The organism is Acidilobus sp. (assembly GCF_049973875.1).
GTDB lineage: Archaea > Thermoproteota > Thermoprotei_A > Sulfolobales > Acidilobaceae > Acidilobus.
Genome location: NZ_JBMFJI010000028.1, coordinates 1 through 10,951 on the forward strand (window position 1 = coordinate 1; position 10,951 = coordinate 10,951).

The following is a 10,951-nucleotide window of genomic DNA, read 5'->3' on the forward strand; positions in this document are numbered from 1 at the left end:
ACTATGTGCCTGAGCACCACCGCCCTCCTCGACCTGACCTCCACGTGAGGCGCGCCGCCCGTCAGCGTGCTCGAGGGCCCCGCGTAGCACTTGCCCAGGCAGTAGGTCGGCGGCCGCTGGGCAACGGCCTTCCTCCAGGCCTCAGGGTTGAGGGACCTGGCGGCGTAGCAGGCCAGCCCCCTGCAGTGCTCCTCGCTCACGACAACCTTGTAGAAGGAGTAGAAGGAGTCAACCTCAGGCCTTAGAACAGCCTTTGCGGGCAACCTTCACTCCAGCCCTGCAGGAGGCTATCTAACTTAATATTGTTAAGCCTTTTGGCCATTACTATCCCGGCCCGGCTAAGATTTCGGGGTTTCAGCCAGCGGGTTTAATTGTGTTTTAATTATAATCTCTGGAAATTTTAACTCTAACAGGTTAAGTTTAAATTTAAGGCCTGCACACCACCCTTTGGTGGTTATCACGAGGCCTGCGCTGCTGGCGGCCGCGGTCGTTATCATAGTTGTTGTCATAGGGGCCTCAGTGGCCCTCGTGGTCAGCCATGGCAGCAGCTCTGTGAGCATCGGAAGCATATCGGTTGGCATCTCATCCTTTGACGCCTACAGGGTTAACCCATCGATATCAAACGTCCCCGTCAGGGTTAACTACGTGATCTACTCGCTCACGCCCTCTCTCTTCGACGCCCTGCTCAGGGGCGAGGTTGACATAGCCATACTGCCAGCTGACCTGGCCGGGCTGGCCCTGCTGCAGAGCAACGACACCTACGTGGTTGCCGTCGACTTCCCGCTCTTCCAGGGAATAGTAGTGCCCGCGGGCTCAAACATAACCTCGCCGGCCCAGCTGGCAGGCAAGACTGTTGCCATACCCGTGGGCACGGGCACCTACTACCTCTTCGTGATAATGATGAAGGAGCTCTACAACCTAACGGTGTCGCCTAACATGACAGGCCCCGACGTGGTCCACGTCATAAACGCCGCCCCGGGGAACGTCATAGACGCCGTGCTCACAGGCTCTGCCCAGGCGGGCGTCATATGGCAGCCCATGCTGGCCGAGGCGGTGGAGCTGTACCACATGAGGGTCATCGCCACCTACCAGGAGATGTGGCACAACCTGACCGGACAGGAGACCGCTCCTTTCCTCGTCTGGGTGGCCACGTCAAAGCTTGTCAGCAACAGGCACCTGCTGGTCAACGTGCTCACGCTGCACGCTGAGTCGGCTGAGGCGTGGGACCACAACGAGAGCCTGGCAGCCCTCGCCCTTGAGAAGCTCTACGGCGTGCCCAGCAACGTGTCCCAGCTCGTGTGGGCCTCCACCAACGACACCCCGACTTCTGTCTGCATAAACCAGCAGGAGTACCAGGAGCTGGTGTCAGAGTGGCAGTACCTGCTCAGGTCAGGGTTCTTCCCAACAATGCCCAACACCTCAAGGATAATAACGTGCAGCGACCTGGGGCTCAGCTGACATGACGGCCAGAAGGACTGCCGGCTACCTGCTCGGCGTCGCCCTGGTCTTCGTGGCCTGGCAGCTCTCTCCCGAGCTCTCCTCAGGCCTCATACCTGGCCCTGTCCCCGCCATCAGGTACCTCGCGGCCCACCCGGCCGAGGCCGCGTGGAGCACCGCGGTGACCCTCGTTGACGCCATAGGGGGCTACGCCGTGGCCTCTGCCATGGCAGTCGTCGGGGCCGTGGTCTACGAGCTCGGCGACCTTGGCGAGTCAACGGTTGAAACTGTCAGGGAGATACTCCACAGCGTCACCCCAGTGGCCTGGAGCCTGGCCCTGCTCATACTGCTCGGCTTCTCAAGCAGGCTCGTGCCCATACTGGTCAGCGGCCTCTCGGCTTTCCCTCCCCTTGAGACCTCGCTGATAGAGGGCCTCAACACGTCAAGGGCGAGGTTCGGGGACCTGGCGGCCGCCCTGGGGCTCAGGGGGCTCAGGAGGCTCGCCTACATAGACCTCCCGGCCTCGGTCCCCTACTTCGCCTCAGGCTCCAGGTCAGCCCTGGGCGTGGCCCTCATAGTGTCTCCCGTGGCCGAGGCCTTCGGCACCGCCGGGGGCATAGGGTACGGGCTCTACCTCTTCTTCGAGCTACACCAGTACGCCGCCTTTGAGGCCTGGTCTCTGCTGCTGGTGCTTGTCATGGTTATCATAGACCTCGGCGCCCTGAGGCCCATAGAGAGGTGGGCCACGAAGTGGATGGAGTGACGGTGCTGGTCAGGGACGTGTCCAAGGCCTTCGGGAAGGTCGCGGTGCTGCAGCGCGTTAGCCTTGAGGCCAGGGCAGGCGAGGTCCACGCCGTGGTCGGGCCAAACGGCGTCGGCAAGACCACGCTGCTCAGGATAATAGCCGGCATAATAAGGCCCGACGAGGGCCTCGTCAAGGTGGAGGGAAGGGTCTCGCTGGTGCCCCAGGGCGACTCGCTCCTGCCGTGGAGGTCAGCGATGAGAAACATAACGCTGCCCCTGGAGGTCGCCGGCGTGCCCATGGAGAGGGCCAGGGAGGAGGCAGTTAAGATAGCGGAGAGGCTCGGCATAACCAGGTTCCTGGGCTCATACCCCAGGGAGCTCAGCGGCGGCACCAGGAGGAAGGTGGCCATAGCCAGGTCCCTGATCACAGACCCTGACGTGCTCCTCCTCGACGAGCCCTACACGGGCCTCGACCTGGAGGCCGTCAGGTCGCTCAACGACATAGTTAGGTCGCTGGCGCGCGAGGGGAAGACAATTATAATCGTGAGTCACCAGATCGAGGAGACGGCCCAGGTGGCTGACGTGGTCACGGCGATAGCCGGAAGGCCAGGCAGGGTGGTAGCCCACGAGGACCTGAGGAAGGCCCCGCCCAGCGGGAGGGCTGAGCTGATAAGGAAGGCCGCGGGGTGGTCATGATGGCCCTGAGGGACCTGAGGCAGTACCTGGACCTCCTCGAGTCCAGGGGGATGCTGAGGAGGGTTAAGGCCAGGGTCTCCCCCGTGCTTGAGATACCCGAGATCCTGAGGAGGCTCATGAAGTCGGGGGGGCCCGCTGTGCTCTTCGAGGACGTCGAGGGGAGCCCAGGGTGGAGGGTCGCGGGCAACATATTCTGCTGCGAGGACGCAGTAAAGCTGGGCCTCGGCGTCAGCGGCCTTGACGAGCTGGGGTCCAGGATGCCGTCCCCAGCTGATGTAATCAGGGGCAGCGTGACGTCCCTGCTCAGGGCTGCCTCATACCTGCCGAGGCAGGGGAGGCCCGACTTCGAGGAGAGACCAGACCTGAGGCTCGCAGACCTCCCGGCCTTTAAGACGTGGCCCAAGGACGGGGGCAGGTACCTCACCTACGCGCTGCTCGTGCACAGGGAGTCCGGCGAGCTGGGCGAGTCTACCAACTTCGGCGTCTACAGGGTCATGATAGTAAACGAGAGGGAGGCCGTGGTCCACTGGCAGACCTACAAGAGGGGCTACGCTGAGGAGGCCAGGGCGAGGGAGAGGGGCGAGGGCAGGATGCCGGCGGCCCTAGTGATAGGCGCTGACCCGGGCACGCTGCTGGCCGGGGTGATGCCCGCGCCGTACCCCCTTGACAAGTACCTCGTGGCCGGCTCGCTGAGGGGGGAGGGCGTCGAGGTGCACCAGCTCCCCAACGGCATAAGGGTGCCCGCCCACGCCGAGGTAGTGCTTGAGGGCTACATAGACCTGGGGGACCTGAGGCCGGAGGGGCCCTTCGGGGACCACGTCGGGTTCTACGACAGGCCCGACAGGCCGTTCCCGACCTTCAAGCTTGAGAGGGCCTACGCGAGGCCTGACCCAATCTACTACGGCACTGTCGTGGGAAGGCCGCCCATGGAGGACTCCGTGATAGCCAAGGTGGTGGAGAGGGCCTTCCTGCCCCTGATCAAGTACCTCTTCCCAGAGGTCGTTGACGTCTCATTCCCGGCAGAGGGGTGGGTCCAGGGACTGGCCATAGTTTCAATAAGGAAGAGGTTCCCGGGGGAGGCCGTGAAGGTAGCCATGGGCCTCCTGGGCACCGGCCAGATGTCGCTCACTAAGATAATAATTGTAGTTGACAGTGACGTGAACCCGCATGACCTGGGACAGGTCACCTGGGCGGTCTCAAGCTTCGTGGACCCCTCAAGGGACATCATAGCGGTGCCCCGGGCCCCGGCCGACGAGCTTGACGTCTCCTACCTGCCGAGGAGGAGGGTGGGCAGCAAGCTGATAGTTGACGCCACCAGGAAGCTGAAGGACGAGACTGGAGCGGAGCCCCCTGAGGAGCTGGAGCCTGACAGGGACACCGTGGAGCTCGTGAACAGGAGGTGGGCCGAGTACGGCCTGTAGGCTGAGGAGGTACTTCACAGCGACCAGGCCGTGGTCCCTCCTCAACAGCCTCGCCAGGGCGGTGGTGGGCGGCGTAATAGCTATGAGCTACTTCTGCGGCTTCAGGCCGGTGCCCATGCTGCTCACTGTAATGGTAGCGCTGGGGGTGGCCGCGTTCCAGGCCGCTGAGAACGTGCTGAACGATTATTTCGACACTGCGAGGGGCGTGGACGCCCCTGGGGCTCCAGGCGTAATGGCGAGGCCACACAGCTTCTATAGGCTCGGCATAGACCTGGGGAGGCTCAAGGCCTTTGGGGTGTCGCTCTTTGCCTTCGGCTCCGCCCTCGTGGCCATCGCCACCCTGGCCTTCGACAGGCCCCTGCTGCCCCTCTTCCTGGCCGTGGGCGCCTTCCTGCTGTTCTGCTACAGCGGCCCGGTAGGGCTCAAGTACATGGGGCTGGGCGAGCTTGACGTCTTCATAACGGCTGTCCTGATGGTTGTTGGCGCCGCCTACGCGGTCTCCGGCGCTCTCTCCCTCAGGGAGGTCGCCCTCTCGCTGCCGATGGCCTTCATAACGTCCTCGGTGGTGCTGGCTGACAATATAAGGGACTACGAGTGGGACAGGGCTCACGGCGTCAGGACGCTGCCGGTCAGGATAGGCAGGGCCGCGGCCTCCTGGCTTTACGCCACCATGGTGCTTACGTCCCTGCTGCTCCCGGCGGCCCTGCTCTGGCCCTGGGGGCTGCTCACCCTGGCCGTGGCCCCCGCTGCAGTGCCGGCGGTGCTCACCGTGCTGGGCGTCAGGAGCGAGCCCCTGTTGAAGGTCGTCAGGTACAGGTTCTACGTCACTATCATCCTGGCCACGGCCTACTCCCTTGCAATAGCCCTGTCGTCCCACCCCTGAAGCCCTTAAATTCTAGCAGAAGCACGTGCTGAGCGGCGATCCAGTTGGCTGTTACCTTCCCGAAGGACTTCCTGTTCGGCTGGTCCCAGGCGGGCTTCCAGTCAGAGATGGGGACCCCCGGCAGCGAGGACCCTAACAGCGACTGGTACGCCTGGGTCCACGACCGCGAGAACATAGCGGCTGGCCTCGTGAGCGGGGACTTCCCTGAGAACGGCCCCGGCTACTGGGGCAACTACAGGAAGTTCCACGACGCCGCCCAGGCGATGGGGCTAACGGCCGCCAGGATAGGGGTCGAGTGGAGCAGGATATTCCCAAGGCCTACCTTCGACGTCAAGGTGGACGCCGAGGTCAAGGGCGATGACGTGCTGTCGGTTTATGTCAGCGAGAGCGCTCTGGAGCAGCTGGACAAGTTGGCCAACAAGGAAGCCATCAACCACTACAGGGAGATGTTCAGCGACCTCAGGTCAAGGGGGATGACGTTCATACTGAACCTCTACCACTGGCCCCTGCCCCTCTGGCTCCACGACCCCATAGCAGTAAGGAGGGGGAACCTCTCCGCCCCCTCGGGCTGGCTTGACGCGAGGACCGTTATAGAGTTCGCCAAGTTCTCGGCCTACGTGGCCTGGAAGCTTGACGACCTGGTCTACATGTACTCCACCATGAATGAGCCGAACGTGGTCTGGGGGCTCGGCTACGCTGCAGTAAAGTCCGGCTTCCCGCCCGGCTACCTCTGCCTTGAGTGCGCGGGGAGGGCCATGAGGAACCTCGTGCAGGCCCACGCCAGGGCTTATGACGCTGTGAAGGCCATCACCAAGAAGCCCGTTGGGGTCATCTACGCCAACTCCGACTTCACGCCGCTCACGGAAGCCGACAGGGAGGCCGCCGAGAGGGCTAAGCTTGACAACAGGTGGGCCTTCTTCGACGCCGTGGTAAGGGGGCAGCTCGGGGGCTCAGTGAGGGAGGACCTCAAGGGAAGGCTCGACTGGATAGGGGTTAACTACTACACTAGGCAGGTGGTGAGGGCAAGGGGAGGCGGCTATGAAATAGTGCCCGGCTACGGCCACGGCTGCGAGCCCAACGGCGTGAGCCCAGCCGGGAGGCCGTGCAGCGACTTCGGCTGGGAGTTCTACCCCGAGGGGCTCTATAACGTGCTGAGGGAGTACTGGGACAGGTACCACCTGCCGCTGCTCGTGACGGAGAACGGCATAGCAGACGAGGGCGACTACCAGAGGCCCTACTACCTCGTCTCCCACGTGTACCAGGTGCACAGGGCGCTGCAGGACGGCGTCAACGTGATGGGCTACCTGCACTGGTCCCTGGCGGACAACTACGAGTGGGCCTCGGGCTTCAGCAAGAGGTTCGGGCTCCTCATGGTGGACTATTCAACTAAGAGGCTCTACTGGAGGCCCTCGGCCTTCATATACAGGGAGATAGCCAAAAGCAAGGCGATAACGGACGAGATAGAGCACCTGAACTCCGTGCCCCCGCTCAGAGGCCTGAGCCCAGGGCACAGGTGACGGGCCCCGAGGCGGCAGGCCCCGCGCCTGGTGACGCAGCCCATCATAGCCTATTGCCTTCACCTGCCCTCAAGCCTTCTGCCGTAAAGGTATATCCCAGAGCCCGCCAGGGCTATAGCGTTGGCTATGATACAGGTGAGCGCCGTGCCGACCCTCAGCGACGCGGGGAATAGGGACGCCGCCACCACTGCCGAGAGCCCTCCCATTATTCTGCCCACCACGAACACCACGTTAGTCGCCGTGGCCCTGTACTCAGCTGGGTAGGTCTCGCCAGCCCACACGCCGGCGTAGCCGAAGTAGCCGGTGAAGAAGAACATGAGGGCCAGGGCCCCGAGGAGGCCGCGGTAGGCAGGTATGAGGAGCGCCGAGGAGGCGAGGCCCATGGCAGCGAACGCCGCCTGGACGGGCAGCCTCCCATACCTGTCTGACAGGTACCCCGCTAGCGTGAAGCTCGCCAGCCCCAGGAGCGAGAGGCCCATGAGCAGCCCCTGGCCCAGCCCCATGCTGGGCAGGAAGGACGGCGTCACTGAGAGCAGGGGCACGGAGAACATGAAGGCCCCGGCGACTATGGCAGTGAGGCCAACAGTTACGACAGCGAGCCCCCTGCCCATCCTGGCCATGCTAGAGGCCGGCCTGGCCCACCAGCGAGATCGAGAAGACGGCGTAAGCCGAAAGCATGAAGGGCACGAGGACTCCGACGAGGGCTGACCTTGAGCTCAACCAGGAGCCCGCGGGGATGTGCGAGTTCCAGATATATTAGTTTACCTCATTATGTCACGTCACCTGACGAGTATCACGGTAACCGGCGCGTGGGCCGCCACTGCCATTGCCACCGAGCCGACGTTTATGTCGCCGTTTATGCTGGTCCCCCGGGCCCCCATTATGACCGCGTCATAGGAGCCCTCCGCTATGGCCTTCAGTATCTCGTTGGCTACGCTTGACGTGGAGGGGTCATAGCTTACCGCCTTAAACGTTACCTCCGCCCTGCCCGATGCCTTCTCCTCAACCTGCTTCCTCACGGACTCGGCCCTTGAGGCGTCGGGGCACACGAAGAGGACCGTTATCCTTGAGCCGTACCTCATTGCAAAGTCTATGGCCAGGTCGAGGGCCTTCATGCTTGAGCCTGAGCCGTCGACGGGCACCAGGAGCTCCTTAAGCCAGAAGCTGACCGTGTAGCTCGGCTCGCCGCCTCCCTGTTCGCTCAAGCTCTCACCCCCTTAGCTGACTGCGACAGGGCCTCAAGGGCTGGCAGGCCCTCGCCGGAGAGGAAGGCCATGAAGGCCGCGGCCCCCGTGGAGACGTGGACCCTGGAGCTGCTGGTGCCGGGCTCGAGGCCGCTGAGGGCGGCCACGTGGCCCCCTCCAATTATTGTGTACACCTTGCCCTCCATGGCGGCCCTGAGGACGGCCAACGTGCCCTCCCTGAACTGGGGGAGCTCGACGACGCCCATGGGGCCCCTTATCACCGTGAGGCCCGCGTCCTCAACCATGGACGAGTAGACCTCCACGGTGCCGCTGCCTATGTCCATTATCAGCCCGCTCACCCTGCCCAGGGGCTCCTCCCTCACCTCGCCGCCGGCCATCACCCTGTAGTCCATGGGCACCTCTATGGGGGCCCCGCTCATTAATATCCTCCTTGCCCTGGGGAGGAGGGCCAGGGCCCCCGACCTCTCGAGGGCCTCCATGCTCTGTATGCTCAACATTACGCCCTTGGCCACGGCGAACAGCTCGCCCACCAGCCCTCCGGTGAGTATCCTGTCGGCCAGCCTGTTCCTCACCAGGTTCTCTATGACCTTGAGGGTGTCGGCAACCTTAGCGCCTCCCAGCACGAAGACCTTTGGGCCCAGGGACCTGTCGAGCACCTTTGCCAGCGCCCTGACCTCGCTCTCCATGAGCCTCCCCGCGGCCGACGGCAGCACCAGGGGGAAGCCCACCACGCTGGGCTGGCTCCTATGGGCCGTGGCGAAGGCGTCGTTAACGTAGTAGTTGAAGAGGGGCGAGAGGTACCTGACCAGGAACGTGTTGGCCTGCTGCCTCGGGGGCGACTCTACAAGCTCCTCGGAGGCGAACCTGACGTTCTCAAGCATGGCCACCTCCCCCCGCCCCAGCGACCTTATGGACTGCCTCGCGTAGGGGCCCATGACGTCCTCTATGAACTTCACCTCAACCCCCAGGTACCTCGAGAGTACCTTGGCGTGCTGAGAGAGGCTCACGAAGTCCCTCCCGCCAGGCCTGCCCTGGTGCGACATGAGGACGACGCTGTTCCCGTCTTCTACGAGCTCCCTTACCGTCTGGAGGTGGGCCCTTATCCTTGAGTCGTCCATGAGCATGCCCGAGTCGTTAACCGGGGAGTTAAAGTCGACCCTGACCAGAACCTTGGAGTTCCTGGGCCTCAGGTCGTCAAGGGTAGGTATCAGCTGGTTGCCGAGCTGAATCAGCAGCGACACCCGGGTTCCCTTAAAAGGAAGAGGAGTTAAAGGCCTGAGGTCGCCGCCCGTTTAAACTATGGCGCTGACATCATGGCCAGGGCAACGTACCTGAGCCACCTGTCCCTTGAGTCCTCCTTCCTGGAGTCCCTCTGGGACCCCCTGCTCATTTTATCACCAAATTTACTAACCTGTTCTGAGCTTTTAATACATTTGTTATGATTTATGAATATATATTGCTAAACATTAATGAATACAGAAAGAGACCTAAAAATTAATCTCTATATCAGCGACCTGCCCTGCGCCTGCTGCCTAAATAAAGGCCAACCGCTATGCCTACTATTATGCCTACTATGGCTGCGGCCGCAGCTAAGTAAATGGAGTTGGCCTCCTGACGCCCTGCGGGCGTTGTCGTGGCTGAGCTGTTGATGACAGATGTAATAATAGTTGTTGCTGTTGTGGTGCTAGTTAATGTCACAGGTGAGGCCGTCTGGGTCACTACCTTCGTTACAGTAGTTGTAGTCTCCAGCGGCACCAGGAACCCAAAGGAGTAGAGCCTGTACCACGCGGTTACGTTAACGTCCACGGGGGGCCACTTAAGGGAGGTGTACTCCATGCCCAGCTCGACGTCGTTGAGGTACATGTCGTTAAAGCTGTAGTTCCACAGCTTATCGTAGAGCTGGCCCACGTCGCCAAGCAGCTGGGTCAGCGGAACCTCTACGGAGCCGCTGCTCGCCGGAGGGCTAAGGACCACCGCTATGTAGGTCCACGGTATGCTCCTGGCCACGTAGGCCTGCCACGTCGCGTTCACGAGAGTCCCATTTATGAAGGTCGGCACGTAGAACGTCGCGTTGGGAGAGGGGTAACCCATGGGGTTGAAGCCGGGGGTGTGGTAGAACCACACCATGACCTCTAGGTCCCCTACGGTGACGGAGGAGGGCTCATAGCTCCTGGTGACCCAGATGTCAAAGGAGAAGTCGCCCCTGCCGTTAGTGAAGTTAAGGGTGTAGTTAAGGTAGGCCAGTATGGGGGGCAGGCGGCCCACTGCCTGTGGCAGCTCCAGGTAGGGGGACTCCCCCGTAACCGTCTGTCCCCAGGGCTTGTAGCCGTACATGATCTCAGGGTAGCCCATCACGGTGTCGTAAATGTTTGACGCAGTGGCATTGATGACATTCACGTAAGCGGAGACGTGCGTCCTGCAGGCCCTTACTGTGACGTCCCCGCTTCCACTTCTGGTGTTCCAGACGTCTGTCATAATCACAGCGCTTACACCTGAAAGCGACGTCAGGTTAAGCTGAGCGTACGGGCCGCCGGGGGCCTGCGATACCGCTATGCATGGAACTGCCTGGAGCTGAGTCGCATTAGCCACCGGCACCAGCTGTATGTTCTCCCATTCACCTATCCCCTGGCCCCTTGCCACTGGCCCTGCTGCTGAACACTGCGAACTTAGGAAGCCGACAAGCACTAAAGGCACGACTACCAAGACAAGAAAAACAAAAATGCGCTTAGGCAATTAATTCGCCCTTTAGGAGTTCATCTTCTCCTAAGGGCCAGCACGGCCGCCACTATCACAATTATTATTACTACTACAGCGATGCCTATGTAGAGCCCTGTGTATGAAGGCTTCTTGCTGGGCACGGGCGTTGAAGTAGTTGTAGGTGTTGTGGTTGTTGACGTAGTAGATGTAGTTGATGTAGTACTGGTAGGTGTTGTTGAGGTGGTGGTCGTGGTGGTAGACGTGGTTGTTGTCGTGGTAGGTGTTGTTGAGGTGGTGGTCGTGGTGGTAGACGTGGTTGTTGTCGTGGTAGGTGTTGTTGAGGTGGTGGTC

11 protein-coding genes and 1 pseudogene are annotated in these 10,951 nt (G+C 61.8%); 7 read left to right on the top strand and 5 right to left on the bottom strand.

Annotated features, from left to right (window positions below):
* A pseudogene (locus tag ACP5H1_RS07225) lies at nt 1–263 on the bottom strand (NADH-quinone oxidoreductase subunit D); the annotation flags it as partial.
* Nucleotides 264–450: 187 nt separating this feature from the next.
* On the opposite strand from ACP5H1_RS07225, the gene ACP5H1_RS07230 reads away from it, so the two are divergent.
* The 6 genes from ACP5H1_RS07230 to bgaS all read left to right on the top strand — a co-directional run bounded on the left by ACP5H1_RS07230 (nt 451) and on the right by bgaS (nt 6,698).
* A complete protein-coding gene (locus ACP5H1_RS07230; protein WP_427973540.1) occupies nt 451–1,458 on the top strand; it encodes an ABC transporter substrate-binding protein in 1,008 nt (335 codons plus the stop codon).
* 1 nt (nt 1,459) lies between these two features.
* Nucleotides 1,460–2,200, top strand: coding sequence for an ABC transporter permease (locus ACP5H1_RS07235; protein ID WP_427973517.1), 741 nt, complete (start codon nt 1,460–1,462; stop codon nt 2,198–2,200).
* Nucleotides 2,188–2,877 carry an ATP-binding cassette domain-containing protein gene (locus tag ACP5H1_RS07240; protein ID WP_427973520.1) on the top strand — a complete coding sequence of 230 codons (690 nt, stop codon included), beginning with the start codon at nt 2,188–2,190 and terminating at the stop codon, nt 2,875–2,877. The genes ACP5H1_RS07235 and ACP5H1_RS07240 overlap by 13 nt, the downstream gene beginning before the upstream one ends.
* Nucleotides 2,874–4,298: a UbiD family decarboxylase gene (locus ACP5H1_RS07245; protein ID WP_427973523.1), complete on the top strand. Its 1,425-nt coding sequence runs from the start codon at nt 2,874–2,876 to the stop codon at nt 4,296–4,298. Before ACP5H1_RS07240 ends, ACP5H1_RS07245 begins: the two co-directional genes overlap by 4 nt.
* Nucleotides 4,299–4,362: 64 nt before the next feature.
* A complete protein-coding gene (locus ACP5H1_RS07250) occupies nt 4,363–5,181 on the top strand; it encodes a prenyltransferase (protein ID WP_427973525.1) in 819 nt (272 codons plus the stop codon).
* A 44-nt stretch (nt 5,182–5,225) separates the two neighbouring features.
* Complete coding sequence (gene bgaS / locus ACP5H1_RS07255) at nt 5,226–6,698, top strand: beta-galactosidase BgaS (RefSeq protein ID WP_427973528.1); 1,473 nt, start codon at nt 5,226–5,228, stop codon at nt 6,696–6,698.
* 59 nt (nt 6,699–6,757) lie between these two features.
* On the opposite strand, the gene ACP5H1_RS07260 is transcribed toward bgaS, so the two are convergent.
* The 4 genes from ACP5H1_RS07260 to ACP5H1_RS07275 all read right to left on the bottom strand — a co-directional run bounded on the left by ACP5H1_RS07260 (nt 6,758) and on the right by ACP5H1_RS07275 (nt 10,597).
* Nucleotides 6,758–7,318, bottom strand: coding sequence for a hypothetical protein (locus tag ACP5H1_RS07260; protein ID WP_427973530.1), 561 nt, complete (start codon nt 7,316–7,318; stop codon nt 6,758–6,760).
* A 159-nt stretch (nt 7,319–7,477) separates the two neighbouring features.
* Entirely contained in the window at nt 7,478–7,903 is a 426-nt protein-coding gene (locus ACP5H1_RS07265) for a universal stress protein (RefSeq protein ID WP_427973533.1), read from the bottom strand.
* The gene (locus ACP5H1_RS07270; RefSeq protein ID WP_427973535.1) at nt 7,900–9,144 is read right to left on the bottom strand and encodes a phosphoglycerate kinase; all 1,245 of its coding nucleotides are present in this window, start codon (nt 9,142–9,144) and stop codon (nt 7,900–7,902) included. The genes ACP5H1_RS07265 and ACP5H1_RS07270 overlap by 4 nt, the downstream gene beginning before the upstream one ends.
* Nucleotides 9,145–9,409: 265 nt before the next feature.
* Nucleotides 9,410–10,597 carry a GH12 family glycosyl hydrolase domain-containing protein gene (locus ACP5H1_RS07275; protein WP_427973542.1) on the bottom strand — a complete coding sequence of 396 codons (1,188 nt, stop codon included), beginning with the start codon at nt 10,595–10,597 and terminating at the stop codon, nt 9,410–9,412.
* 153 nt (nt 10,598–10,750) lie between these two features.
* On the opposite strand from ACP5H1_RS07275, the gene ACP5H1_RS07280 reads away from it, so the two are divergent.
* On the top strand, nt 10,751–10,951 hold a 201-nt coding region (locus ACP5H1_RS07280; protein ID WP_427973538.1), incomplete at its 3' end, for a hypothetical protein.

Coding starts and splice junctions, on each gene's coding strand:
- ACP5H1_RS07235 (WP_427973517.1), top strand. CDS start 1,460: ATGACGGCCAGAAGGACTGCCGGCTACCTGCTCGGCGTCGCCCTGGTC.
- ACP5H1_RS07245 (WP_427973523.1), top strand. CDS start 2,874: ATGATGGCCCTGAGGGACCTGAGGCAGTACCTGGACCTCCTCGAGTCC.
- ACP5H1_RS07260 (WP_427973530.1), bottom strand. CDS start 7,318: ATGGCCAGGATGGGCAGGGGGCTCGCTGTCGTAACTGTTGGCCTCACT.